Annotated in this window: 25 protein-coding genes; 18 read left to right on the top strand and 7 right to left on the bottom strand. The window is 67.9% G+C overall.

What is annotated here, in order from left to right; genetic code table 11:
- Nucleotides 1-178: 178 nt before the first annotated feature.
- The 9 genes from rbfA (at nucleotide 179) to AC1RTO_RS01215 (ending at nucleotide 7,835) form a co-directional block, all read left to right on the top strand.
- Complete coding sequence (gene rbfA / locus AC1RTO_RS01255; RefSeq protein ID WP_493159155.1) at nucleotides 179-565, top strand: 30S ribosome-binding factor RbfA; 387 nt, start codon at nucleotides 179-181, stop codon at nucleotides 563-565.
- A 222-nt stretch (nucleotides 566-787) separates the two neighbouring features.
- Nucleotides 788-1,456: a hypothetical protein gene (locus AC1RTO_RS01250; RefSeq protein WP_493159154.1), complete on the top strand. Its 669-nt coding sequence runs from the start codon at nucleotides 788-790 to the stop codon at nucleotides 1,454-1,456.
- Entirely contained in the window at nucleotides 1,456-2,034 is a 579-nt protein-coding gene (locus AC1RTO_RS01245; RefSeq protein ID WP_493159153.1) for a thymidine kinase, read from the top strand. The genes AC1RTO_RS01250 and AC1RTO_RS01245 overlap by 1 nt, the downstream gene beginning before the upstream one ends.
- A gap of 58 nt (nucleotides 2,035-2,092) precedes the next feature.
- The gene (locus tag AC1RTO_RS01240; protein ID WP_493159152.1) at nucleotides 2,093-2,782 is read left to right on the top strand and encodes a site-2 protease family protein; all 690 of its coding nucleotides are present in this window, start codon (nucleotides 2,093-2,095) and stop codon (nucleotides 2,780-2,782) included.
- 9 nt (nucleotides 2,783-2,791) lie between these two features.
- Nucleotides 2,792-3,718 (top strand): tRNA pseudouridine(55) synthase TruB, encoded by a 927-nt coding sequence (gene truB, locus AC1RTO_RS01235; RefSeq protein WP_493159151.1) that lies wholly within the window; start codon nucleotides 2,792-2,794, stop codon nucleotides 3,716-3,718.
- Nucleotides 3,715-3,984 carry a 30S ribosomal protein S15 gene (rpsO, locus tag AC1RTO_RS01230; protein ID WP_293876573.1) on the top strand — a complete coding sequence of 90 codons (270 nt, stop codon included), beginning with the start codon at nucleotides 3,715-3,717 and terminating at the stop codon, nucleotides 3,982-3,984. The genes truB and rpsO overlap by 4 nt, the downstream gene beginning before the upstream one ends.
- Before the next feature lie 213 nt (nucleotides 3,985-4,197).
- The gene (gene pnp, locus AC1RTO_RS01225; protein ID WP_493159150.1) at nucleotides 4,198-6,585 is read left to right on the top strand and encodes a polyribonucleotide nucleotidyltransferase; all 2,388 of its coding nucleotides are present in this window, start codon (nucleotides 4,198-4,200) and stop codon (nucleotides 6,583-6,585) included.
- 167 nt (nucleotides 6,586-6,752) lie between these two features.
- Nucleotides 6,753-7,526 (top strand): Crp/Fnr family transcriptional regulator, encoded by a 774-nt coding sequence (locus tag AC1RTO_RS01220; protein ID WP_493159149.1) that lies wholly within the window; start codon nucleotides 6,753-6,755, stop codon nucleotides 7,524-7,526.
- Nucleotides 7,527-7,643: 117 nt separating this feature from the next.
- A complete protein-coding gene (locus AC1RTO_RS01215; RefSeq protein ID WP_493159148.1) occupies nucleotides 7,644-7,835 on the top strand; it encodes a hypothetical protein in 192 nt (63 codons plus the stop codon).
- Between the two features lie 40 nt (nucleotides 7,836-7,875).
- Here the strand turns inward: AC1RTO_RS01215 and AC1RTO_RS01210 are convergent, their stop codons facing one another.
- The 7 genes from AC1RTO_RS01210 to rhmD all read right to left on the bottom strand — a co-directional run bounded on the left by AC1RTO_RS01210 (nucleotide 7,876) and on the right by rhmD (nucleotide 14,751).
- Nucleotides 7,876-8,727 carry an alpha/beta hydrolase gene (locus tag AC1RTO_RS01210; RefSeq protein ID WP_493159147.1) on the bottom strand — a complete coding sequence of 284 codons (852 nt, stop codon included), beginning with the start codon at nucleotides 8,725-8,727 and terminating at the stop codon, nucleotides 7,876-7,878.
- Nucleotides 8,721-9,821: a glycoside hydrolase family 43 protein gene (locus AC1RTO_RS01205; RefSeq protein ID WP_493159146.1), complete on the bottom strand. Its 1,101-nt coding sequence runs from the start codon at nucleotides 9,819-9,821 to the stop codon at nucleotides 8,721-8,723. The genes AC1RTO_RS01210 and AC1RTO_RS01205 overlap by 7 nt, the downstream gene beginning before the upstream one ends.
- Complete coding sequence (gene rhaT, locus AC1RTO_RS01200; protein ID WP_493159145.1) at nucleotides 9,802-10,863, bottom strand: L-rhamnose/proton symporter RhaT; 1,062 nt, start codon at nucleotides 10,861-10,863, stop codon at nucleotides 9,802-9,804. The genes AC1RTO_RS01205 and rhaT overlap by 20 nt, the downstream gene beginning before the upstream one ends.
- Nucleotides 10,860-11,768 carry an amidohydrolase family protein gene (locus tag AC1RTO_RS01195; RefSeq protein ID WP_493159144.1) on the bottom strand — a complete coding sequence of 303 codons (909 nt, stop codon included), beginning with the start codon at nucleotides 11,766-11,768 and terminating at the stop codon, nucleotides 10,860-10,862. The genes rhaT and AC1RTO_RS01195 overlap by 4 nt, the downstream gene beginning before the upstream one ends.
- A gap of 172 nt (nucleotides 11,769-11,940) precedes the next feature.
- The gene (locus AC1RTO_RS01190) at nucleotides 11,941-12,687 is read right to left on the bottom strand and encodes an SDR family NAD(P)-dependent oxidoreductase (RefSeq protein ID WP_493159143.1); all 747 of its coding nucleotides are present in this window, start codon (nucleotides 12,685-12,687) and stop codon (nucleotides 11,941-11,943) included.
- On the bottom strand, nucleotides 12,684-13,544 hold the full coding sequence (locus tag AC1RTO_RS01185; protein WP_493159142.1) for a fumarylacetoacetate hydrolase family protein: 861 nt from the start codon (nucleotides 13,542-13,544) through the stop codon (nucleotides 12,684-12,686). The genes AC1RTO_RS01190 and AC1RTO_RS01185 overlap by 4 nt, the downstream gene beginning before the upstream one ends.
- Before the next feature lie 22 nt (nucleotides 13,545-13,566).
- Nucleotides 13,567-14,751 (bottom strand): L-rhamnonate dehydratase, encoded by a 1,185-nt coding sequence (gene rhmD, locus AC1RTO_RS01180; RefSeq protein WP_493160303.1) that lies wholly within the window; start codon nucleotides 14,749-14,751, stop codon nucleotides 13,567-13,569.
- A 240-nt stretch (nucleotides 14,752-14,991) separates the two neighbouring features.
- Here rhmD and AC1RTO_RS01175 point away from each other — a divergent pair, with 240 nt between their 5' ends.
- The 9 genes from AC1RTO_RS01175 (at nucleotide 14,992) to AC1RTO_RS01135 (ending at nucleotide 23,562) form a co-directional block, all read left to right on the top strand.
- Nucleotides 14,992-15,750, top strand: a complete 759-nt coding sequence (locus AC1RTO_RS01175) for a (Fe-S)-binding protein (protein WP_493159141.1) — start codon at nucleotides 14,992-14,994, stop codon at nucleotides 15,748-15,750.
- A complete protein-coding gene (locus AC1RTO_RS01170; protein ID WP_493159140.1) occupies nucleotides 15,747-17,138 on the top strand; it encodes a lactate utilization protein B in 1,392 nt (463 codons plus the stop codon). The genes AC1RTO_RS01175 and AC1RTO_RS01170 overlap by 4 nt, the downstream gene beginning before the upstream one ends.
- Nucleotides 17,135-17,743, top strand: a complete 609-nt coding sequence (locus AC1RTO_RS01165; protein WP_493159139.1) for a LutC/YkgG family protein — start codon at nucleotides 17,135-17,137, stop codon at nucleotides 17,741-17,743. The genes AC1RTO_RS01170 and AC1RTO_RS01165 overlap by 4 nt, the downstream gene beginning before the upstream one ends.
- Before the next feature lie 92 nt (nucleotides 17,744-17,835).
- Nucleotides 17,836-18,639: an IclR family transcriptional regulator gene (locus AC1RTO_RS01160; RefSeq protein ID WP_493159138.1), complete on the top strand. Its 804-nt coding sequence runs from the start codon at nucleotides 17,836-17,838 to the stop codon at nucleotides 18,637-18,639.
- Nucleotides 18,640-18,664: 25 nt separating this feature from the next.
- Nucleotides 18,665-19,750 carry an AI-2E family transporter gene (locus tag AC1RTO_RS01155; RefSeq protein ID WP_493159137.1) on the top strand — a complete coding sequence of 362 codons (1,086 nt, stop codon included), beginning with the start codon at nucleotides 18,665-18,667 and terminating at the stop codon, nucleotides 19,748-19,750.
- Nucleotides 19,751-19,884: 134 nt separating this feature from the next.
- Complete coding sequence (ctrA, locus tag AC1RTO_RS01150) at nucleotides 19,885-20,580, top strand: response regulator transcription factor CtrA (protein ID WP_293876543.1); 696 nt, start codon at nucleotides 19,885-19,887, stop codon at nucleotides 20,578-20,580.
- Nucleotides 20,581-20,744: 164 nt separating this feature from the next.
- The gene (locus AC1RTO_RS01145; protein WP_493159136.1) at nucleotides 20,745-22,634 is read left to right on the top strand and encodes a hypothetical protein; all 1,890 of its coding nucleotides are present in this window, start codon (nucleotides 20,745-20,747) and stop codon (nucleotides 22,632-22,634) included.
- A complete protein-coding gene (locus tag AC1RTO_RS01140) occupies nucleotides 22,631-23,158 on the top strand; it encodes a TadE/TadG family type IV pilus assembly protein (RefSeq protein ID WP_493159135.1) in 528 nt (175 codons plus the stop codon). The genes AC1RTO_RS01145 and AC1RTO_RS01140 overlap by 4 nt, the downstream gene beginning before the upstream one ends.
- A complete protein-coding gene (locus tag AC1RTO_RS01135; protein WP_493159134.1) occupies nucleotides 23,155-23,562 on the top strand; it encodes a TadE/TadG family type IV pilus assembly protein in 408 nt (135 codons plus the stop codon). The genes AC1RTO_RS01140 and AC1RTO_RS01135 overlap by 4 nt, the downstream gene beginning before the upstream one ends.
- Nucleotides 23,563-23,574 lie beyond the last annotated feature (12 nt).

Raw genomic sequence — 23,574 nt, 5'->3', positions numbered from 1 at the left:
AGGGAGCCGGCCATGCCGGCGGAAGGGTGAGGGCAGGTGAGGTGGCAGACGCCGCCCTCACCTTCCCACCCGGCTGCGCCGGGCGGGCCCCTCCAGTATCAGGTAGACGGCGCCCCGCGCGGTTTAGTCTATGCTGGGAGCATGGACGGCCTGATACTCCCGTCGGGAGAGGGATGAGATGAACAAAGAACCCCAGGAAAAGTCCGTCCGCACGTTGCGCGTCGGCGAACAGGTGCGCCACGTCCTGTCGGAGATCCTCGCCCGCGGCGACGTCCACGACGCGACGCTGGAAAAGCACATGGTGTCGATCACCGAAGTCCGCATGTCCCCCGACCTGCGCCACGCGACGGTGTTCGTGAAGCCGTTGCTCGGCAAGGACGAGGACAAGGTGCTGAAGGCGCTGCGCACCAATACCGCTTATCTGCAACGCGAGGTCGCGCACCGCATCCAGAACAAATATGCCGCCAAGCTGAAGTTCCTCGCCGACGAGAGCTTCGACGAAGGCAGCCATATCGACGCCCTGCTCCGCAAGCCCGAGGTGGCGCGGGACCTGGGCGAAGATTGACTCCACGCCATCAACACATCAATTTCGGAACATGTGTCCCGACGTTGTCATCGAAGCAGACGGCAGCATCACTTTACCAGCTTCGGTCATCGCGGCGATGGGGTGGGTGCCGAATGAGTTGCTCGAAGTGAGCGTCATAGACGACAAAATCCTGCTAAAAGCCGTGTCGAAGCCGATCCGGCGCCCTCTACCGTGACGCTTCCGTCCACGATGTCGCGTATCGTGTTGGTTGCCGCAGGCCTGACCTTTAGTGCATCGGTGTCGGCGCAGATCGGCGCCTTGACGACGGACTGTAGAGCCAGCGGATTCAATGCAAGGAAGACCGCCTATCAGTTCGTCGCAACATGCCCGGGTCGAGCACCATCGCCGAATAGCCAATTCGCCATCGTTCAGCACGCCTATCGCGATCGCCAGCCGCCAATCGAATTGCAGGATAGTCGCGGTAAGATACTGGTCCGCTTGACCAGCCTGTCGGATGACATGCCATTTACCGTTCTCTGGTCGCCTGACGGGCATTGGCTGGCGGTCAATCATCACGTCGGCTCCTTTATGGATGAGCTTCAGATCTTTGAAATCGTCAACCGGCGGATCGTTGAGCGACCCGCGCTGGCGAAGTCTGCGAAACAGCAGGCGGTCAGTCGCTATCGTTGCCTAAACCCCGCCGACGTTCTTCCGTCGGCTATCCGGTGGTCCAAGGACAGTAGACGGCTGATGATGGTCACGATCAGCTCGCTCTACGCCTGTAGCGACACTGCCAAGATCGGTGACTGGTGGCCGCTGTGGATGATCGGCGAGGTGCGAACCGGACAGGTCGATTTCCGATCCATCAGGGTAGACAAGGCCGAAGGTCCTTTGCGGGAAGCACGCGACATCCTGTATCGCCGTTTCTGATGGCCAAGCTCTATTTCTACTACGCCAGCATGAACGCGGGGAAATCGACGACGCTGTTGCAGGCGGACTTCAACTATCGCGAGCGGGGGATGGAGACGATGCTGTTCACCGCGGCGGTGGACGATCGCTTCGCGGCGGGCACGATCACCAGCCGGATCGGGCTGGAGGCGCCGGCGACGCCGTTCGATGCGGCGACCGACCTCGCGGCGTGCGTCGCCGACCGGCTGGCGACCGGCACGCTCGCCTGCGTGCTGGTCGACGAGGCGCAGTTCCTCACCGCTGCACAGGTCGCGCAGCTGGCGCATATCTGCGATTCGCTCAACGTGCCGGTGCTCGCTTATGGCCTGCGCACCGATTTCCAGGGGCGGCTGTTCGAAGGGTCGGCGCGGCTGCTCGCGACCGCCGATGCGCTCATCGAGATCAAGTCGGTGTGCGTGTGCGGGCGGAAGGCGATCATGAACCTGCGCGTCGATGCCGAGGGCCGCGCGATCGCCGAGGGTGCGCAGACCGAGATCGGCGGCAACGACCGCTATGTCGCGCTGTGCCGGCGCCATTTCACCGAGGCGCTGGCGGTCTGACCGCGCCGCGCCGTGACGAACGCTGGCGTATGACCCCGCGCCACGCCATATCCCGTCCATGAACCCCGACAACATCGTCTACCGCAGCGCGATCTGGATCATCCCCCTGGTCATCGCGATCGTCTTTCACGAGGTCGCGCACGGCTGGATGGCGAAGTGGCTCGGCGATCCGACCGCGCAGGAACAGCGGCGGCTGAGCTTCAATCCGATCCGCCACGTCGATCCGGTCGGGACGCTGATCCTGCCGCTCGGCCTCGCCATCGCCGGCGCGCCGGTGTTCGGCTGGGCGAAGCCGGTGCCGGTGATCGCGCAGCGCCTGCGCAACCCGCGCTGGGGCATGGTCGCGGTCGCGCTCGCCGGGCCGGGGATGAACCTCGTGCTGGCGACGGTCGCCGCGATCGCGATCGGCGTCGCCGCGGCGCTGTCGGGCGGGGTCGCGCCCACGGGCGTCGCCGCATTCGTGCTGGCGAACCTCATCAACTTCCTGCTGGTCAACGTCTTCCTTGCGCTGTTCAACCTGCTGCCGATGCCGCCGTTCGACGGCGGGCATGTCGTCGAGGGGCTGCTCCCCCGCCCGCTCGCGGCGCAATGGGCGAAGATCGGGCGGTTCGGCTTCTTGCTGCTGATCCTCGTGCTCGTCGTGCTGCCGATGATCGTGCCGGGCGCCAATGTCGTCGGCCGGATCGTCGGTCCGCCGGCGGAAGCGGTGGTCGGCTGGTTTCTGGCGTTGGCGACCGCCATCGCCTAACGGCGCCCGATGCACGGTTGGATCATCATCGACAAACCCCTGGGGCTGGGCAGCACGCAGGTCGTCTCCGCGGTCAAGCGCGCGCTGCGGCAGGGCGGCTACGGCAAGTTCAAGGTCGGCCATGGCGGCACGCTCGATCCGCTGGCGACCGGGGTGCTGCCGGTCGCGGTGGGCGAGGCGACAAAGCTCGCCGGGCGCATGCTCGACAGCGACAAGGTCTATGCGTTCACGATCCGCTTCGGCGCACAGACCGATACGCTGGATGCGGAAGGGCCCGTGATCGCGACGTCGGACGTGCGCCCGACGGCGGCGCAGGTGGCAGCGGTGCTGCCGCGCTTCACCGGCTCGATCGCGCAGGTGCCGCCGGCCTATTCGGCGCTGAAGGTGGATGGCGAGCGGGCCTATGATCTGGCCCGCGCCGGCGAAGAGGTGGTGCTGGCGAGCCGCGACGTGACAATCCACAGCCTCGCCCCCGTCCCCGTCCCCGCTCCCACCGGGCCTGAGGGAGAGGTGCAGGAGGCCACCCTCACCGCCCATGTCTCCAAGGGCACCTATATCCGCAGCCTCGCCCGCGACATCGCTCTGGCGCTCGGCACGGTCGGCCACGTCACCATGCTCCGCCGCCTGAAGGCGGGTCCGTTCGACCTCGCCCCCGCGATATCGCTGGACAAATTGGCTGAGGCCGGTATGGCGCGCACCCTTGAACACTTACTCCTGCCGTTGAGGGCGGGGCTGGACGACATCCCGGCTCTACCCCTCTCCCCGGATCAGGCAGGGGCGCTCCGCCAGGGGCGCGTGCTGACCGGGATCGCTGCTGACGATGGCCAATATTTTGCGTGCGAGGGGGACACCCCGATCGCGCTGGTAGAGGTCGAGGCCGAAGAGGCCCGCGTCGTCCGCGGTTTCAACCTTTCGATGTCGAGGACCGAACCATGACCATTACCGCAGAACGCAAGGCAGAAGTCGTCAAGGAACACGCGCGCCAGGAAGGCGACACGGGTTCCCCCGAGGTGCAGGTCGCGATCCTGTCGGAGCGCATCCGCAACCTGACCGAGCATTTCAAGGGTCACAAGAAGGACAACCATTCGCGCCGCGGGCTGCTGATGATGGTCAACAAGCGGCGCTCGCTGCTCGACTATCTCCGCAAGACCGATGGCCAGCGGTATCTGGACCTGATCGCGAAGCTCGGCCTTCGCAAGTAACGATGAGGGCGGCCTTCGGGTCGCCCTTTTCTTATGGCCGTGCTACACGCGGCCATCGCAGTTTCACCCATACCGGCATGAGCCGGGTACGCGGAAACGGGCAATTCGGCCCCGATCCCCCGGAGCGACAAGACGCTCCACACCGCCGCGGGCCGGTTTAGCCCGCGAGACAGGCCCCCCGACGCATCTGGCGCGGGGAGTGAAGGAAAATACATGTTCAATGCCAAGAAGGTAGAGATCGAGTGGGGCGGCCAGACGCTGACCCTCGAAACGGGCAAGGTCGCCCGCCAGGCCGACGGCGCGGTGATCGCGACGCTCGGCGAGACGGTCGTGCTCTGTGCCGTCACCGCCGCCAAGCACGTGAAGGAAGGCCAGGATTTCTTCCCGCTGACCGTTCACTATCAGGAAAAGTTCTCCGCCAGCGGTCGCATCCCCGGCGGTTTCTTCAAGCGCGAGCGTGGCGCGACCGAGCGTGAGACGCTCGTCAGCCGCCTGATCGATCGCCCGATCCGCCCGCTGTTCCCGGAAGGCTTCTACAACGAGATCAACTGCATCGCGCAGGTGATGAGCTATGACGGTGAGAACGAGCCCGATCTGCTGGCGATGATCGCCGCATCGGCCGCGATGACGCTGTCGGGCGTGCCGTTCATGGGCCCGATCGGCGCCGCGCGCGTCGGCTACCAGAACGGCGAATACATCCTCAACCCGTCGGACACGCAGGTCGCCGAGGGCGAGCTGGACCTGATGGTCGCCGCGACCCACGACGCGGTGATGATGGTCGAATCGGAAGCCAAGGAGCTGTCCGAGGACGTCATGCTCGGCGCCGTCATGTTCGCGCACAAGGCATCGCAGGACGTCATCAAGGCGATCATCCGCCTCGCCGAACAGGCCGCCAAGGAGCCCTGGGAGCTCAAGGTCCAGGACGACAAGGCCGAGGTGAAGGCCAAGCTCAAGAAGCTGATCGGCAAGGATCTGGAGGCGGCCTACAAGCTGACCGACAAGCAGCAGCGCCAGACCGCGATCAACGAGGCCCGCACCAAGGCCCGCGACGGCATGGCCGACCTGAAGGACAGCGATCCCCAGGCCTATCTCGCCAGCCTGAAGCTGGTGAAGAAGCTGGAAGCGGACATCGTCCGCACCGCGATCCTGAAGACCGGCCGCCGCATCGACGGTCGCGACACCACCACCGTCCGTCCGATCGAATCGGAAGTCCACTTCCTGCCGCGCGCGCATGGCTCCGCCCTGTTCACCCGCGGCGAGACGCAGACGATCGCGACGACGACGCTCGGCACCCGTGACGCGGAGCAGATGATCGACGGCCTCAACGGCCTGTCGTACCAGAACTTCATGCTCCACTATAACTTCCCGCCCTATTCGGTCGGTGAAGTCGGCCGCTTCGGTGCGCCGGGTCGTCGCGAAGTCGGTCACGGCAAGCTCGCCTGGCGCGCGCTGCACCCGGTGCTGCCGACCAAGGAGGAATTCCCCTACACGATCCGCGTCACCAGCGACATCACGGAGAGCAACGGCTCGTCGTCGATGGCGACGGTGTGCGGCGGTTCGCTGTCGATGATGGACGCCGGCGTGCCGCTGAAGCGCCCCGTCTCGGGCATCGCGATGGGCCTGATCCTCGAGGGCAAGGACTTCGCCGTCCTGTCGGACATCCTCGGCGACGAGGATCACCTCGGCGACATGGACTTCAAGGTCGCCGGCACCAGCGAGGGCATCACCGCGCTGCAGATGGACATCAAGATCTCCGGCATCACCGAAGAGATCATGAAGGTCGCGCTGAAGCAGGCACACGAAGGCCGCGCGCACATCCTGAATGAGATGGCAAAGGCGCTGGGCGAAACCCGCTCGGAGCTGTCGGCGCACGCACCGCGCATCGAGACCTTCACGATCGACAAGTCGAAGATCCGCGAAGTCATCGGCACCGGCGGCAAGGTGATCCGCGAGATCGTCGCCACCACCGGCGCCAAGGTCGACATCGACGACGAGGGCGTCATCAAGGTGTCGTCGTCCGACCCGACGCAGATCGAAGCCGCGATCAAGTGGATCAAGGGCCTCGTCGAGGAAGCCGAAGTCGGCAAGGTCTATGACGGCAAGGTCGTCAACCTGGTGGACTTCGGTGCGTTCGTGAACTTCATGGGCGGCAAGGACGGCCTCGTCCACGTCTCCGAGATCAAGAACGAGCGCGTCGAGAAGGTGTCGGACGTCCTGGCGGAAGGCCAGGCCGTCAAGGTCAAGGTCCTCGAGATCGATCCGCGCGGCAAGGTCCGCCTGTCGATGCGCGTCGTCGATCAGGAGACCGGTGCCGAGCTGGAGGACACGCGTCCGGCTCGCGAACCGCGCGAAGGCGGTGACCGTGGTCCCCGTGGCCCGCGCAGCGGCGGCGGCGATCGTGACGGCGGTGGCCGTGGCGACCGTGGCCCGCGTCGCGACGGTTCCGGCCGTGACGGCGGTGGCCGTGGTCCCCGTCGCGACGGCGGCGACCGTGGTCCCCGCGGCGAGGGCGGCGATCGCGCGCCCCGCAACGGTGGCGGCAACGACGACGGCCCCGCGCCCGAGTTCGCGCCGGCCTTCCTGACCGGCGATCGCGACTGATCCTCGGCCATTGGCTGATACAGGAAGGGGTTCGGCAGCGATGCCGGACCCCTTTCGCGTTCCGGGGCGGCACCCCCTTGTCGGCCGATGCGATACGGCCACGCCGATCGTGCCGGAATAAACGGGATTACATGGCGTTAACCGCAGGGAGCGCGCATAGCCGGTGCATGCTGGCACACCGCGACACGTCCTCGGCGCCGACCGGTCACCCCCTGCTCGCCCGGTTGCAGCATTATGTCCGGTTCACCGCGGAGGAACGGCAGGCGCTGGAGGCCCTGTCGGCCGGTCCCGCGATCACCGTGCGCCAGCGTCGCGATCTGGTGCGCGAGGGCGACCGGCCGCGCGGCGTGATCCTCATCCTCGACGGCTGGGCGTTCCGCTACAAGACGCTGGAGGATGGACGGCGCCAGATCATCGCCTTCCTGCTGCCCGGCGATCTGTGCGACGCGCACGGCTATATCCACCGGCATCTGGACCATTCGATCGGCGCGGTGACGCAGGTCCGCTATATCGAGGTGCCGCGCGAGCGGATCGAGGCGCTGGCGGTGCTCGGTCCCCGCCTCGCGCAGGCGCTATGGTGGGACGCCTCGGTCACCGCGTCGATCCAGCGCGAATGGACGATCAACCTCGGCCAGCGCGACGCGATCGAACGGCTGGCGCATCTGTTCTGCGAACTCGTCTATCGCCTGCGCGCGACCGGGCTGGCCACCGGCGACCGCTGCGATATCCCGCTTACCCAGACCGATCTGGCCGAGGCGACCGGCATGACCCCCGTCCACGTCAACCGTATGGTGCAGGACCTGCGCGCGCGCGGCCTGATCCGCTGGAAGGGGCATGATTTCGAGATGCTCGATCTTGCCGGCCTGTGCTCGGTCGCGATGTTCAATCCCGGCTATCTCCACCTCGATCACGAAGGGCGCCTGCTCGACGCCGCTGGCTGACCCGCCGCGGACATTGATCCAATTAAGCGAAGTGCGCGGATCATTTCGTTACAAGGCAGAGGCTTGCGACGCGTCGCCCGTTGGCAGCAAGCTGGTGTTCATCATGGATTCCGAGTCATGCCGACATCTGCCGACCTCGTTTTCTACCGCCGCCGCGAACAGCAGGAGCGCGATCTCGCGGCCCGCGCCCGCCATCCGGAGGGGCGCTGCGTCCACCTCGAACTGGCCGGCTGCTATGCCCGCATGATCGAGGACATGGAGGCCGGCCCCGAATCCGGTCCGGCGCTGCACATGCCGCTGTCCGGCTAGCGCCGTTCCGACCCGCGCCTGACGGCACGATCGGTTCGTCTTACGTCGGCTGGCGACCGTCGCCGGTCGATCGCGGAAAGCCGATCTGTCGCAACCACGCCGCCGCCAGCGTCGGCCATGCCGATACCGGCAGGCCGACCGTGTCCAGCGCGAAGCCGTGCGGCGCGTCGGCGAAGACGTGCAATTCCGCGGCGCCCCCTGCCGCCAGCCACGCCGCGTGCAGGCGGTGCGCATTCTCCACCGGCACGACGGGATCGTTGCCGGCATAGACGATGAACGCCGGCGGCGGCGCGGGCAGCAATTGCGCGTCGGGCTGGAGCGCGTCGTACAGCGCCTGTTTCTCGGCCGGCGGCAGCGGCGGCTTGTCGGCGACGATCGTCCGCCCCGCGGCGTTGGTCGAGATGGGCGCATAGCCGATGACCATCGCGTCGGGCCGGTCGGGCGCAGCGCCGGGCCAGTCCGCCGGGCGCGCCGCGGCGAGGCAGGCGGCGAGATGCCCGCCCGACGACAGACCGACGACGCCGACCGCATCGAACCCCGCCGCCCGGATCATGCGCAGCGCCTCGCCCGCATCGTCCAGCGGCGCGGCCGGGCCATGCCGCGCATCCGGAAAGCGATGGATCAGCACGAACGCCGTGTAGCCCAGCGTGTTCAGCCAGCGGGCAACCTGAATACCCTCACGCCCCACCATCAAGGCGACATACCCGCCGCCGCCCAGCACCAGCATCGCCGCGCCATTGGGAACGGCGGGGCGGAATGCGAGCAGCACCGGCTGCGCGACCGCGGTCACCACCGCCTGATCGTCGCTACGGTCCGGCTCGAACGTCACGCCGCCATCGACCAGCGTTTCGCCCCGCAGCGGCAGCACCGCATCCGCGCCCAGCATCAGCATCCCGGTGTCGCTCCATCGAACGAGGAATGGCCGGCGACGCAGGGGTGCGTCGGATAGGCCTCGCCATCCAGCTCGGTCGCCTCGCGCACGACCGACAGCCGGTCGCCGTCGTCGCGCATCTCGTACAGCTTGCCGAGCGCATAGTTGAACGGGCGGTGCAGGATCATCATCAGCCGCCCGTCGAAGGCGCGGAACAGCATGCCATGGCCACTGTCGCGCTCCACCAGCGTGCCGAGCTGTTCCCACGGCCCCGCAATCCCCCCGGACACAGAGCGCGCCTGCGCTTCGACATAGCCCTTCCTGCCGTAGCTCGACCACAGCATCAGCAGCTTGCCGGTCCGGCTGCGATACAGTTCGGGGCCATCGGTGACGTAGACCGTGTCGCCGCCCGGCTGTCTCTGCCCGACCGCCCAGGGGGCGTCGCTTGCCCTGAACAGCACCTGCGGCGCGCCGGCGGCGGACAGATCGTCGGCCAGCGGCACCGCCTCCATCGTGCCGACGCCGGTCTGCCACCATTCGTGCGCATAGACGAGCCACGGCCTGCCCTTCGGATCGACGTAGAGCGATCCGTCGAGCGTCATTCGGTCGGCCGCGACGATCGGTTCGCCGCCGCGCACCAGCCGATACGGCCCGTCGATCCGGTCCGCCACCGCCAGCATTGTGCCGCGGCGATAGGTCGCCCGCTTGCCGCTTTTGCCCAGGGTCGCGGCGGGATCGTGGAAGGTGGTGAAGAGATAGTATTTCCCCTTCCACGCATGCACCTCGGGCGCCCAGCTGCCCGCCTTCGCCCAGATGCCGGGCGGCAGCGCGAAGACCAGCTTCGGCCGGGTCCAGTGCTTCAGGTCGCGGCTGGCGTACATCATCGTGCCGAGCCGGGTGTCGCCGGTCATCGCCGCTTCGTTGCGGGTGAACAGATAATAGGTGCGGCTCGCGGTGTCGGCGACGATCCACGGATCGTGCAGGTGCATTGCGGTCATCACCAGCGGCGCCTCCGCCGCGGGCCGCACCGGCGCCGCGCCGGTGAGCGTCAGCAGCGCGGCGGCGAGCGCCAGCCGGATCACGCCGCCGCGCCCGTCATGCGATGCTGTTGCCATAGCCGATCACGACCGTCGCGATCAGCAGCAGGACGACGCCGCCCCAGACGATGCCCTTGATCCGCACGCCGACATCCTTCCATTCGCGGAAGGCGAAACCCCAGAGCGTGCCGAAGATGATGATCGACGCCATGTGCAGCGTCCAGCTGGAGAAGCCGAGCCGCCCCATCTGGCTCTCGCCCATCGTGTAGAAGAAGAACTGGAAGTACCAGGTGACGCCCGCCAGCGCGCTGAGCACGTAGTTGCGCAGCAACGGCGGGCGTTCGATGCCGGGCTTGGTCCGCCCCAGCCATTCCGCGCCGCTGCGGTTGCGGACGACGAGGATCGAGCACCAGACCAGATTGGTGACGAGCCCGCCGAACATGACGAGGCACAGCACCGGCAATCCGGTCCACAGCGGCCCGGTGCCCGCGGCGGCGGACAGGCCCTTGATCGGCTCGCCCGCGGCGAGGCCGAAGGCGAAGCAGGCGGACATGATGCCGGCGAAGATCGCGACCGCGATGCCCTTCCTGAAGTCGAACTCCGCGACCACCGCGGCCTTTTGTTCGGGGCTGAGCAACGCGTCCTTCTGCGCGCCGGCGATGGCGACGACGACGATGCCGAGCACCGTCAGGCCGATCCCCGCGAGCACGATGTTGCCCGACGTCGTCGCCAGCAGCTTCTCGTGGAATTCGCCGGTGAACAGCGGCGGGATCAGCGTGCCGAACACGGTACACAACCCCAGCACCACCGCCATGCCGAGACTCAGCCCGAGATAGCGCATGACGAGGCCATAACCGAGCCCGCCGAAGCCCCACAGCAACCCGAACAGGATCGGCCACCAGAAGGCGGGTGCCGGCGCGCTGCCGAGCACGCCGAGCAGATCGTTGGTCTGGAGCGACGCGAAGAACCATGGCGCGAACACCCAGGAGAAGATGCCCCCGGTCAGCCAGTAGATCTCCCACGACCAGCGCTTCACGCCACGATAGGGGACGTAGAAACTGGCGGAGGCGAGCCCGCCCAGCCAATGGTACAGGACGCCGAGCAGCGGATTGGGGGTCATGGATGCAGTCCCAGTCGATAGAGGCGGTTCGCGTTACGACCGAACATCGCGTGGCGCTCGGCATCGGAAAAATCGGCGGCGATGGCGTGGTAGGTTTCGAGATAGCGGTCGATCGGGGCGAACAGCGTGTCCGTCGGCGCATCGCTCGCGAACAGGCAGCGTTCGGGACCGAACAGGTCGATCGCCTCCAGCAGGATCGGCCGCACCCGTTCCGGCGTCCAGTCGCGCCAGATGAAGCCGAGGCCCGACAGCTTGACCGCGACGTGCGGCAGCGCCGCCAGCGCGCGCATCCCGTGGCGCCAGTCGGCAAGGCCATCGGGATCGCTCATCACCGGCATGCCGAGGTGGTTGACGACGACCGGCACGTCGGGATGGCGCGCGAACAGCGGCACCAGCCCCGGCATCTGCCCCGGATAGCATTGCAGGTCGAACGACAGGCGATGCGCCGCCAGCCGCGCGAACCCCGCCTGCCACGCGTCGTCGCGTGTCAGGTCGCGAGGGGTGTAGGTCCGCTGCGCATCGGCATGCCAGTTGACGATCTGGCGGATGCCACGGACGCGGGGATGCGCGGCCTGCTGCGACAGCAGCGCGTCCGCGCCCGGATCGGCGAGATCCGCATAAGCGACGATGCCGGTCGGCAGGCCGGTGTCGGTGGCGAGGCCCTCCAGCCATTCGGTTTCGCGCAGGGCGTGCGCCGCATCCGCGCCGGCGTCGATATGCACCGCGCCCACCACGTTCCAGCGGGCGAGAGCGGCGCGATAGTCGGCGACGCCATAATCGCGCGCGATCGCATCGGCGCTGCCGTTGGGGCCGTCGCCGTCGAACGGCGGGGTCAGCCACGGATAGCGGATGTGGTTCAGGTCCCACAGATGGATGTGGGCATCGACGAACGGGATCGCGGTCATCCGTCTCTCCGGCAAGGGCCCGCGCCGTCTCGTGCCGGACGGCTGCGGGATATGGGAAACACCAGCGTTCCGCCCTGCCCTCACCCTGCGCCGGCTTCGCCGCCTTTCCCTCTCCCACCGGGAGAGGGAGGGCGCCGCGCCAGCGGCGGATGGGTGAGGACGGGCGGGAACGTCAGTAGGTCGTCCGCCCCCCGGACGTGTCGAACACCGACGCCGTCGTGAAGCTGCATTCCTCGCTGGCCATGAAACAGACCATCGCGGTCGATTCATGCACCTCGCCGAGGCGGCCCATGGGGATCTTGGAGCGCATGTAGTCGACCTGGCTCTGCGGCAATTGCTCGAGGATCGGGCTTTCGAACGTCGCCGGGGTCAGTGCGTTGGCGATCACGCCCTTGCCCGCCAGTTCCTTGCCGAGGCTCTTGGTGAAGCCGATCACGCCCGCCTTGGTCGCGGAATAGGCCGACGCATTGGGGTTGCCCTCCTTGCCCGCGACCGAGGCGACGTTGACGATCCGCCCGTAGCCGTTCGCCAGCATCGCCGGAACGATTGCCCGGTTGCAGTAGAACAACCCGTTCAAATTGACGCCCACGACCTTGAGCCAGTTGTCGATCGGAAATTCGTGCACCGGCACCGTCGCGCCGGTGATCCCGGCCGAGCAGACCAGCACGTCGACCTTGCCGAGCGCCGCCAGCGTGTCCGCCGCCGCCTGCGCCACCGCATCCGCGTCGGACACGTCGAGCGCGACGACGTGCGCCGCGCCGATCTCGTCCTTCGCCGCCGCCAGCGCGTCGGCGTTGAGATCCCACAGCGCCACCGTGCCGCCCTCGGCGACGATGCGCTTCGCGACATCCTTGCCCAGACCCGAAGCGCCACCGGTGATCACCGCGTGGCGCCCCTCGAACCGTCCCGTGAACGTCATGCCGCGGTTCCGGTCCAGGCGACGAAGTCCTGGCGCTGCTGCCCCAGCTTCTCGATGCCGAGTTCGACGACGTCGCCCGCCTTCAGATACCAGGGTTCGGGCTTCTGGCCGAGGCCGACGCCCGGCGGCGTGCCGGTGGTGATGATGTCGCCAGGCAGCAGCGTCATCAGCTTCGAGACATAGGCGACGATCTCCGCCACGCCGAAGATCATCGTCGACGTGCTGCCGTCCTGCACGCGCTTGCCGTTGACCGACAGCCACATCGACAGGGCCTGCGGATCGCCGACCTCGTCGCTGGTGACCAGCCACGGCCCGACCGGACCGAAGGTCGGGAAGCCCTTGCCCTTGTCCCACGTCGGCCCGCGCTCGGTCTGCCAGTGACGCTCGGACACGTCGTTGACGACGACGAAGCCCGCGACGTGGCGCAGCGCATCGGCTTCCGACACGTTGTTGGCGGCGGTGCCGATGACGATGCCGAGTTCGACCTCCCAATCGGTCTTGAGCGAATCCTTCGGGATCGTCACCGGATCGTTCGGCCCCTGCAGGCACGAGATCCACTTGTTGAACACGACCGGCTCGCCGGGGATCGGCAGGTTCGATTCGGCGGCGTGGTCGGCATAGTTGAGGCCGATCGCGACGAACTGGCGGGTGCCGCTGAACGGCACGCCGTAGCGCGGATCACCCTCGACCACCGGCAGGTCGTCGACCGGCAGCGCGGCGAGACGCGCCAGCCCCTCGGGCGACAGCTCGGCGGGCGAGATGTCGGCGACATGCGCGGACAGGTCGCGGATGCGCCCCTGTGCGTCGATCAGGCCGGGCTTCTCGGCGCCCGGCTGGCCAAAACGGCAAAGCTTCATGGGGAGGATCTTTCTCGAAGGATCAGTGGGTGTAGGGACGGTGCATCGCGATGTCGCGGTTCAGCTCGACGCCGAAGCCGGGCGCGTCGAGCGCGCTCGCCTTCAGCCGTCCGTTCTGCGGCACCGGCTCGCCGATCAGCTGCGGATGGAACATCGGCACCACCTCGGTCGGGCCGGGGTGCATCATCAGATATTCCGCGAACGGCGAATTGTGGCGCGTGATGACGAAGTGATAGCTGTAGACCGACGACCCGTGCGGCACGACCATCTTGCCGTGCGCATCGGCGAGCGCGCTGATCTTCAACAATTCGGTGACGCCCCCGCACCAGCCCACATCCGGCTGGATGATGTCGCAGCAGTCCATCTCCATCAGCATGCGGAAGCCCCAGCGCGTCGCCTCATGCTCGCCGGTGGTGACCAGCATGCCCTTGGGCACGTTCTGCTTGAGCTGCGCATAGCCCCAGTAATCGTCGGGGCTGATCGCCTCCTCGATCCATTTCAGGCCATAATCGTGCGCGGCGATGGCGAGGCGGGTGGCATAGTCGACGTCGAGCGCCATCCAGCAATCCCACATCAGCCAGAAATCCGGCCCGCACTTTTCGCGCATGTCGGCGAGTTCGGCGATATTCTTCTTGAGGCCCTCGATCCCCTCGGCGGGGCCGTGGTGCAGCGGCATCTTGCCGCCGATGAAGCCGAATTCCTTCGCCTTGTCGGGCCGCGCGCCGGTCGCGTAGAATTGCAGCTCGTCGCGCACCGCGCCGCCGAGCAGGTGATAGACCGGCTCCTGCCGCAGCTTGCCGAGCAGGTCCCACAGCGCGAGGTCAACGCCGGAGATGGCGTTGATGACGAGCCCCTTGCGCCCGTAATATTGGGTCGAGAAGTACATCTGGTCCCAGATCTTCTCATAGTCGGTCGGGCTGCGCCCCTCGAGGAAGCGGGCGAGATGCTTCTCGACGATGTAGCAGGCGGGCTCGCCGCCGGTCGTCACCGCGAAGCCGATCGTGCCGTCCTCCGCCTCGATCTCGACCACCAATGTGCCGAGCACGTTGATGCCGAAACTCTGCCGCGACTGGCGGTATTCGGGATAACGCGACATCGGCGTCGCGATGTGGTTGTCGATCCAATGGCCTTCGCCCTGGTCGTGGTAGTCGGCACCGCCGCCGCGCACCGTAAAGGCGCGGACATGCTTGATCTTGGGCAAGGACACGATTCCCACGCGAAACTCCCGTTTGTCGCCAGTATCAGTCCCGGGCCGGACACCGCCGATGGCGGTACGAGCATCCCTCCCGAGCTTGTTACTTTTTTCACTTTATGGGATAGCTCGTTACGTGATGAGAAAAGCCGCGTCAAACGGAGACTCGGGACAGGTGAGGAAAACGAGGTTGAACCGACGATCGCCACCGTCCCTGCGCCCGGCCGAACGCCATCCCTGCCGGAAGGGCGGACGATGACCGCCCCCCGTGTCGCGCTGTTCGTCACCTGCCTCGTCGACCTGATCCGCCCGCAGATTGGCTTCGCCGCGATCACCGCGCTGGAAGCCGCGGGTTGCGAGGTGATCGTGCCCGAAGCGCAGACCTGCTGCGGCCAGCCCGCGCTCAATTCGGGCGACCGCAAAACCGCCGAGGACCTCGCCCGCCGCGCCATCGCCGCGCTGGAGCCCTACGACCATGTCGTCATTCCGTCGGGCAGCTGCGCCGCGACGATCCGCGTCCATTATCCCGAGATCCTCGACCATGACGCGACATGGGGACCGCGCGCCACCGCGCTGGCGGCGAAGACCTGGGAGATCATGGCCTATCTGGACGAGGTGCGCGGCTGGAAACCCGAGGGCGTCGCCCTGCCCGCCACCGCCACCTATCACGACAGCTGTTCCGGCCTGCGCGAACTCGGCATCAAGCGCCAGCCGCGCCGTCTGCTCGCCGCGGTCGACGGCCTCGCGCTGAAACCGCTCGACGGCGCGGAAACCTGCTGCGGCTTCGGCGGCACCTTCTGCGTCAAATATCCCGCCATCTCGAACGCGATCGTCGCGGAGAAGGCGACCGCGATCGACGCGACCGGTGCCGACCTGCTGCTCGCGGGCGACCTCGGCTGCCTGATGAACATGGCGGGCAAGCTGCATCGCGAAGGGTCGCCGGTGCGCGCCTTCCACGCGATCGAGCTGATCGCCGGCATGGGCGACGGCCCCGCGATCGGGGAAGAGGCATGAGCTTCGCCGCCCGCGTCGACGAGGCGCTCGCCGACCGCAACCTCAAGCTCGCGGTCGAGCGCACCGCCGGCACCGCCGAGGCGAAGCGCACGATCGCGGTCGACGCCTTCCCCGATTTCGACGCCGCGCGCGACCGCGCCGCCGCGATCAAGGACCATGTCGTCGCCAACCTCGGCTTCTATCTCGAACGATTCGAGGCGAACGCCACCGCCGCCGGTGCGACGGTGCATTGGGCGCGCACCGCGCAGGAGGCGTGCGACATCGTCGTGCGGCTGTGCACGGCGGCGGGGGCGAAGAGCGTCGCGCGCTCCAAGTCGATGCTCGGCGAGGAGATCGGCCTGCCCCATGCGCTCGCCGAGGCGGGGATCGGCCGGATCGAAACCGACCTTGCCGAACATATCATCCAGCTGAGCGGCGAGCGCCCGTCGCACATCATCTGGCCGGCGATGCACAAGACGCGCGAACAGGTGTCGACGCTGTTCAAGACCAGCCACCGCAATCCGCATGTCGAGGAAACCATCGCCGCGATGGCGGAAAGCGCGCGCCGGCACCTGCGCGAGGGCATGCTCGCCGCCGACGTCGGCATCTCCGGCGCGAACTTCCTCGTCGCCGATACCGGTGCGGTCTGCACCGTCACCAACGAGGGCAATGCCGAGCTGTCGCTGGTGCCGCCGCGCATGCATATCGTCACCGCCGGCATCGAGAAGATCGTCCCCTCGACCGGCCATGCCGTCCATATGCTGCGCATGCTGTCGCGATCGGCGACCGGCGCGCCGCTGAGCCAGTATACCACCTTCTACACCGGCCCGAAGCGCGCGGGCGACCGCGACGGGCCGGAGGAGATGCACATCGTGCTGGTCGACAACGGCCGCACGACGATGCGCGAGGAGGGGCTGGCCGAGATGCTGCGCTGCATCCGTTGCGGCGCGTGCATGAACCATTGCGTCGTGTTCCGGCAGATCGGCGGCCATGCCTATGGCGGCACCTATCCCGGCCCGATGGGCGCGGTGCTCACCCCCGCGTTCGACGGGCTGAAACAGTCGCGCGACCTGCCCAACGCCTGCACGCTCAACGGCAAATGCCAGGAGGTCTGCCCGGTCCGTATCCCGCTGCCGACGCTGCTGCGCGGCTGGCGCGAGAAGAGCTGGCGCGAGGGGCTGGAACCTGCCTCGCTGCGATCGGGCCTCGGCGCCTGGGCGTGGTTCGCGCGCCGGCCGCGGCTGTACCGCGCCGCGACCGCCGCGGCGCTCCGGTCGATGCGGCTGATGGGGCGGACCGGCTGGCTGACCCGGCTGCCGCTCGCCGGCGGCTGGACCAGGTACCGCGACATGCCCAGACCCGCCGCGGAGAGCTTCATGGCGCAATATCGCAAAGGGCGCCGCTCATGACCGCGCGCGAGGCGATCCTCGCCCGGCTCGGCGGCACGGCCACCCCCGCGGCGATCGACGGCACCGCGGCGACGCTGCTGGTCGCGCCCGAACGCCCGCCGGTCGACCCGGCCGCGCTGGAGGAGACGTTCCTCGCCCGGCTGACGCTGCCGAGCGTCGCCGCCACCGTCGACCGCATCGCCGGCATGGCGGAACTGCCCGCGGCGATCGCCCGCTATTGCGCCGGTCAGGCCCTCGCGCAGACGCTCTGCGTGCCGCCCGATCCGCGCCTGTCCGCCTGCGACTGGAGCGGCTTCACGCTGCACGACACCGCCGCGCCCGACGAGCCGGCCGCGCTCGCCATCGCGCGCTGCGGCGTCGCCGAGACCGGCAGCCTCGTCTTCGAAACCGCGGCGGACGCGCCGATGCTGCCCAATTTCCTCGCGCTCCACCATATCGTCGTCGTGCCGGCGGTGGTGGCGTATCTGGAGGATGCGCTGCTCGCCGGCAGCCACCCGCGCGCGCATTACTGGGTCACCGGCGTGTCGGGCACGACCGATATCGAGGGCACCTATGTGCGCGGCGCGCATGGCCCCCGCTTCCTCCACGTCATCCGTCTGGCCTGACGGACGCTGCCGTTCCGCCCCATTGTACGTTATCGGTTGCGGTTACGGCCGATTCGGGCAACGCGGAACGGCCGTCTGGGAGAGACCGTGAAGTGACCACCACCGCCATTGTGCGCCGGCCCGCCGCCGAGGATGCGCCCGAGGAAAGCCGCGCCGCCAAGGCCGGCACGCAGACGCTGGATCGCGGGCTCGACCTGCTCGAGCTTGCCGTGCAGGAGCCGGCGACCGTCATCCAGCTGGCGGAGCGCAGCGGCCTGTCGCGCGCGATCGCCTATCGCCTCGTCGGGTCGCTCGCCTCGCGCGGGTTCCTCGCGATGGGGCCGAACAACCAGGTCCGCGGCGGCCGGCTGCTGCTGCGTCTGCGCCATCTGGTGCAGGACCAGACCGACCTCGTCGCGCTCGCCCGGCCGCAGCTGGAATGGCTGGCGCAGGAAAGCGGGATGAGCGCGTTCATGGGACGGCGCGAGGGCGACGAATCGGTCCATATGCTGCGCGTCCCCGGGCGCGAGCGGGTCGCCGTCACCACCCAGCCCGGCACCCGCCGCCGGCTCGGCGAGACGGGGCTCGGCAAGGCCCTGCTGCTCGACGATAGCGAGGGATCGTGGCGGCGCCTGTTCGGGCAGGTCGACGCGCCCCATCGCCGCCCCGACTGGCTGGCGGAAATGACCGCGGCGGCGGCGCGCGGCGTCGTGCTGCAATGCGGCCCCGCCCCCGATCACATCCATTCGGTCGCCGCGCCGGTCCGCGACGCCGCCGGCGGCATCGTCGCCGCGATCAACGTCGCCGCCGCCGCGCCCTATCTGGACGCGGACCGCATGCAGGAGCTGGTGCCCCTGCTGCGCACCGCCGCTGCCGAGATCGGCGCCGCGCTGGGCCGCGAAGGCGCCGCGGGTTGACCGCGTCCCGCAGGATTCCCCGACCATGAACCGCCTGTCCCCCGACGCGGACGACGCGCGGTTCATCCGTCGCGTCCTCTACGTCCTCGTCATCGCCGCGGTGGCGGCGGCGCTGTTCAAGGCGGGCAACCTGCTGATCCTCGCCTTCGGATCGATGCTGGGCGCGATCGCGATCCATGCGCTCGCCGACCTGTATCGCGACCATCTGCGCGTCCCCGAAAAGGCGTCGCTCGGCCTCGGCATGGCGACCGCCTTCGGCATCGTCGGCTTCCTCGTCTGGCTGTTCGGCGTCCAGTTCCGCGAGCAGGTCAACGTGCTCGTCACGCAACTGCCGACCCTGCTCGACCAGCTCGCCGCCTGGGCGTCGCAAAGCCCGGTCGGCGCCAAGATCGTCGATGCCGTGCAACAGGCCTATGCGGGATCGAAGGTCGCGCAGGACGTCGGCGGCCTCGTCACCGGCGCGGGCGAGCTGCTGCTCAACTGCATCCTGCTGCTGGTCGCCGCGGCCTTCTTCGCCGCCGATCCCGGCATCTACCAGCGCGGCTTCCTGTTCCTGATCCCGCCCACCAAGCGCCCCGCGATCGAGGATGCGCTGTTCGACGTCGGGTCGACGCTGCGGCTGTGGCTGCGTTCGTCGCTGATCCTGATGACCAGCATGGGGGTGCTGATCGGGCTCGGCCTGTGGATATCCGGCGTGCCGTCCGCCGCCGCGCTCGGGTTGCTCGCCGGCCTGTCGGAGTTCATTCCCTATATCGGCCCGACCGCGGCGATGATCCCGGCGCTCGGCCTCGCCGCGACGCAGGGAACGGGGCCGCTGATCGGCACGCTGGTCACCTATGCGTTCGTCCGTCTGGTCCAGACCAACTTCATCACCCCCTACGTCCAGGCCCGCGTCATCTCGATCCCGCCGGCGATCACCGTCTTCGCGATCATCGGCATCGGCGTGATCTTCGGCATCTTCGGCCTGTTCTTTTCCGCCGCCCTGCTGGTGGTGATCTTCACGCTCGTGCGCAGCCTCTACCTGCGCGAGGTGCTGGGCGAGGACATCCCGCGCAGCCGGCACCAGACGCTGCTCGGCCCCGACCTGACGCCGCACGATCCGGAGGCCTGATTCGCGGCCCGACTCGCGGGAAACCCTCGATTAAACCCAAATTAACCTTTTGCCTTCAGATGTTCTTTGGTTAATGAATCTCGGCCAGCCGTGAAGCAGGGGTGCTTGCGGTCTCGCCAACAGGGGACTTCGCGATGCGGGTGTTGTTGATCGAGGACGAGCCGACCACGGCCAAGGCGATCGAGCTGATGCTCGGGACCGAAGGCTTCAACTGCTACACCACCGACCTCGGCGAAGAGGGTCTCGATCTCGGGAAACTCTACGATTACGACATCATCCTGCTCGACCTCAACCTGCCCGACATGCACGGTTACGACGTCCTCAAGAAACTGCGCGTCGCGCGCGTCTCGACCCCGGTGCTGATCCTGTCGGGGATCAACGAGATGGACAGCAAGGTGCGCAGCTTCGGCTTCGGCGCCGACGATTACGTCACCAAGCCGTTCCATCGTGAAGAACTGATCGCGCGCATCCACGCCGTCGTCCGCCGCTCCAAGGGCCACAGCCAGTCGGTCATCCGCACCGGCAAGCTGGCGGTCAACCTGGATGCCAAGACGGTCGAGGTCGACGGCAGCCGCGTCCACCTGACCGGCAAGGAATATGCGATGCTGGAGCTGCTCTCGCTCCGCAAGGGCACGACGCTGACCAAGGAAATGTTCCTCAACCACCTGTACGGCGGGATGGACGAGCCGGAACTCAAGATCATCGACGTCTTCATCTGCAAGCTGCGCAAGAAACTGAGTCTCGCCTGCGAGGGCGAGAATTACATCGAGACCGTCTGGGGCCGCGGCTATGTGCTTCGCGAGCCAGAGGAAATTACCGCGGTCGCCTGACCGTCACACATCTTCCCCGTGTATCGGGAAAGGGGCCGCGACATCGGGGGGTGTCGCGGCCTTTGTTATGATTCCGCCAGCCGGATCATGCACGTACGTCATTGACGTTTTCTTATGACCATTGTGGACATAAAGACCCGGGCCCGAGGCAAGGGATACGGATCATGGTCGACCATCGCGCATCGCCCGGACCCGCGGACGGAGCGGGCATAGCGCACAGCCGGCGCGGCAGCGTGATGGTGATGTTCGCGCTGTTCCTGACGGCGCTGGCCGGAGCGACCTCATTCGCGCTGGACCTGTCGAACCTCTATCTGGTCCGCCAGGAGCGCCAGATGGTCAGCGATCTGGCGGTGCTGGGCGCGACCAGCACGGCGGCACCGATCGCCGGATCGGCACCGTCGGCGACCGCGCTGGCGACGGCCCGGGCGATCGTCGCCGCCAACGGCCTCGATGCCGGCGCCACGACCCTGACGGTGACGCAATCCCCGGCCCGCAGCGGCGCGCGGGCGCTCAAGGCGACGATCGGCACGACGGTGACGCTGCCGATCGGCCTGCTGTCGCTCGGCGCCCGGCCGACGGTCAACGTCGCCTCCTGGGCCGAACCGTCGGGCACCGGTGCCTGCTTCCGGTCGCAATCCGGCCCGACCAACATCTACAACAATGCGATCGTCACCGCCCCCGCCTGCACGGCGGAGGCCAAGACCTTCTTCTATTCCTGCGGCAAGTCGGAGACGGTGCTCGCCACTGTCGCGACCGGCTATACGCCGCTTTCCGAAGCGCCCTATCTCTGCCCGACCGCGAGCCTCCAGCCCAATGCCGCAGGCTTCGACTATAGCGCGACCGTCACCGATACGATCGCCGGCACCGCGCCGGTCACCGGCATGCTGGCCCATCTCAAGGCGATGGCGGGCGGCTGGTCCTATGGCACATTGTCCCCGGTGCGGCCGTCGACGCCCCCGGGCACGAGCCAGTCCTATAGCGGCCAGTCCGCCACGATCGCCGCCAACGCGCGCCTCGGGTCGCTGGCCGTGGCCAATTCCAGCCTGTCGTTCCAGGGCGGCGGCGCCGATCCGCGCTGCACCGCGCCGACCACGATCGCCGCGACGCTGTCGTTCAGCGGCACCAACACGCTGACCTTCGGCTCGGGCTGCTACGTCTTCGGCGCCGCGGTCAATGCAGCGACGGGATCGACCAGCCGCCTCGAGGTCGCCCCGGGCGCGTCGGTGGTGTTCGTCTTCGCCGGCGGCACGCTGACCGTCGCCAGCGGCGCGACGCTGACGTTCGGTGACGCCACCGTCTATGTGAACGGCGGGTCGATCGCCAATTACGGCACCCGCCTGTCGTTCGGCAACGGCCCCTTCTATCTGTGGGGCGGCACGATCTACAACGTGCTGGCCACATCGACGCTGACCTTCGGCAACGGTCCCTTCTATTTCTACGGCGGCAGCGTCTCGAACACCGGGACGATGACGCTGGGCAACGGCCCGTTCGACTTCCAGGGCGGGTCGCTCGCGCTCAACCCGCGATCGACGACCAGCTTCGGGGTCGGCGACATGAGCTTCTATGGCGGTACGGTCATCGCGGGGGGCGCGTCCGTCACCTTCGGCGCGGGCGGGTCGGCGGAGACCGGCTCCGGCACGGTCGCGATGTATGGCGGGTCGTTCGCGCTGACGGCGGATTCGCTGACCGCGATCGGCACCAGCTTCGGCTTCAAGGGCGGGACGCTCAGCCTGCTCGGGATCGGCACGATCGAGGCGACCGCGCCAACCGATCCCCACCCGACGCTCGGCTATCGCAACCTGCTGTTCGCGGTGTGGGGCGGCGCGTTCAACCTGTACCAGTCCGGGGGGCAGGTGGATACGATGTCGGGGCTGGTCTATGCGCCCGCCACCAATGCGTCGATCTATGGATCGCAGACGATCACGCCGCCACCGGGGGGCTGTTTCGGCGTGGTGTCGGGCGTGCTCGACATCTACCAGAATGCGCGGATCAACGCCTCGCCCTGCGCCGGCCTGACCGGCAATACCGCCGGGCGCGCGGTGCTGGTGCAATGACGACGCCGCATGCCCGGTCCTCCGCGCGGCTGGCGGCCGACCGCGGGGGCGTCGCGCTGATCGAATTCGCGCTCGTGCTGCCGCCGCTGCTGCTGCTAGTCGCGCTGATCGTCGATATCGGCTTTGCCTATAACGCCCGCCTCAACGCGCTGCGCGGCGTCAGCGCCGGCGCGATGTACGCTTTCGAGAATGGCGGCGACGTCGATGCCGGCAGCGCCGATGCGTTCCGCCAGACGATCGCCACCATCGTCCAGCAGGGTGCAGGCGCAACCGCGCCGACCGTGACGGTGCTGGTCAACAACGTCGCCGGGCCGGGCGCCGCCGACGATTATTACTGCACCAGCGGCGCCCCGATCCGATGGCGCTCAACCGGCATGACGAGGAGCGCCTGCGGGGACGATACGATGTCGGCCAAGTTCGTGACGATCCGCACCACGGGGACGCCCGTGGCGATCATCCCCGTCGCCGCGATCGGCGCGCGCCTGTTCCCGCTGACCGAAACCGTCGTGGTGCGGGCGAAATGATCCGCCGCCTGTCGCGCGACGCCAAGGGCGCGACCATCGTCGAATTCGCGCTGGTCGCCCCGGTCTTCTGCGCGATCGCGCTGATGATCGTGCAGGCGGGGATCGCGTTCCAGCGCTGGAATGCGTTGCAGTCCACCGCGCATACCGTCGCCCGCTGCCTCGCGATCGACTCGCCGCGCTGCACGGTCCCGGCGTCGGGCAGCGGCGTCGATCCCGCCATCGCCTATGCATTACAGGTCGCCGCCGCCAACGGGATCGGCATGGTGACGGCCAACCGGGTGCGGACCGAAACGACGGCACCGATCGGCGGCCTGATCTACAAGCAGGTGTCGATCACGCTTCCGGTGTCGATCCTCGGCGTCGGCTTCACCCTGGAGGCCAGCGACCGTTTTCCGCAGGTCTAGGGTCGATCGGCA

Source organism: Sphingomonas sp. GW821-FHT10F09, assembly GCF_058809195.1.
The sequence above is the reverse complement of the archived record's forward strand: the minus strand, read 5'-3'. Positions and strand labels throughout refer to the sequence as shown.

Bases quoted from the DNA above. Each gene is read 5' to 3' on its own strand.
- AC1RTO_RS01210 (WP_493159147.1), bottom strand. From the start codon at position 8,727: ATGCTGATGCTGGGCGCGGATGCGGTGCTGCCGCTGCGGGGCGAAACG.
- AC1RTO_RS01205 (WP_493159146.1), bottom strand. From the start codon at position 9,821: ATGGCAACAGCATCGCATGACGGGCGCGGCGGCGTGATCCGGCTGGCG.
- AC1RTO_RS01175 (WP_493159141.1), top strand. From the start codon at position 14,992: ATGACCGCCCCCCGTGTCGCGCTGTTCGTCACCTGCCTCGTCGACCTG.
- AC1RTO_RS01155 (WP_493159137.1), top strand. From the start codon at position 18,665: ATGAACCGCCTGTCCCCCGACGCGGACGACGCGCGGTTCATCCGTCGC.
- AC1RTO_RS01240 (WP_493159152.1), top strand. From the start codon at position 2,093: ATGAACCCCGACAACATCGTCTACCGCAGCGCGATCTGGATCATCCCC.
- AC1RTO_RS01215 (WP_493159148.1), top strand. From the start codon at position 7,644: ATGCCGACATCTGCCGACCTCGTTTTCTACCGCCGCCGCGAACAGCAG.
- AC1RTO_RS01165 (WP_493159139.1), top strand. From the start codon at position 17,135: ATGACCGCGCGCGAGGCGATCCTCGCCCGGCTCGGCGGCACGGCCACC.
- AC1RTO_RS01190 (WP_493159143.1), bottom strand. From the start codon at position 12,687: ATGACGTTCACGGGACGGTTCGAGGGGCGCCACGCGGTGATCACCGGT.
- AC1RTO_RS01245 (WP_493159153.1), top strand. From the start codon at position 1,456: ATGGCCAAGCTCTATTTCTACTACGCCAGCATGAACGCGGGGAAATCG.
- ctrA (WP_293876543.1), top strand. From the start codon at position 19,885: ATGCGGGTGTTGTTGATCGAGGACGAGCCGACCACGGCCAAGGCGATC.
- AC1RTO_RS01170 (WP_493159140.1), top strand. From the start codon at position 15,747: ATGAGCTTCGCCGCCCGCGTCGACGAGGCGCTCGCCGACCGCAACCTC.
- AC1RTO_RS01140 (WP_493159135.1), top strand. From the start codon at position 22,631: ATGACGACGCCGCATGCCCGGTCCTCCGCGCGGCTGGCGGCCGACCGC.
- AC1RTO_RS01220 (WP_493159149.1), top strand. From the start codon at position 6,753: ATGCTGGCACACCGCGACACGTCCTCGGCGCCGACCGGTCACCCCCTG.
- rhaT (WP_493159145.1), bottom strand. From the start codon at position 10,863: ATGACCCCCAATCCGCTGCTCGGCGTCCTGTACCATTGGCTGGGCGGG.
- AC1RTO_RS01145 (WP_493159136.1), top strand. From the start codon at position 20,745: ATGGTCGACCATCGCGCATCGCCCGGACCCGCGGACGGAGCGGGCATA.
- truB (WP_493159151.1), top strand. From the start codon at position 2,792: ATGCACGGTTGGATCATCATCGACAAACCCCTGGGGCTGGGCAGCACG.
- AC1RTO_RS01185 (WP_493159142.1), bottom strand. From the start codon at position 13,544: ATGAAGCTTTGCCGTTTTGGCCAGCCGGGCGCCGAGAAGCCCGGCCTG.
- rbfA (WP_493159155.1), top strand. From the start codon at position 179: ATGAACAAAGAACCCCAGGAAAAGTCCGTCCGCACGTTGCGCGTCGGC.
- AC1RTO_RS01195 (WP_493159144.1), bottom strand. From the start codon at position 11,768: ATGACCGCGATCCCGTTCGTCGATGCCCACATCCATCTGTGGGACCTG.
- AC1RTO_RS01135 (WP_493159134.1), top strand. From the start codon at position 23,155: ATGATCCGCCGCCTGTCGCGCGACGCCAAGGGCGCGACCATCGTCGAA.
- rpsO (WP_293876573.1), top strand. From the start codon at position 3,715: ATGACCATTACCGCAGAACGCAAGGCAGAAGTCGTCAAGGAACACGCG.
- pnp (WP_493159150.1), top strand. From the start codon at position 4,198: ATGTTCAATGCCAAGAAGGTAGAGATCGAGTGGGGCGGCCAGACGCTG.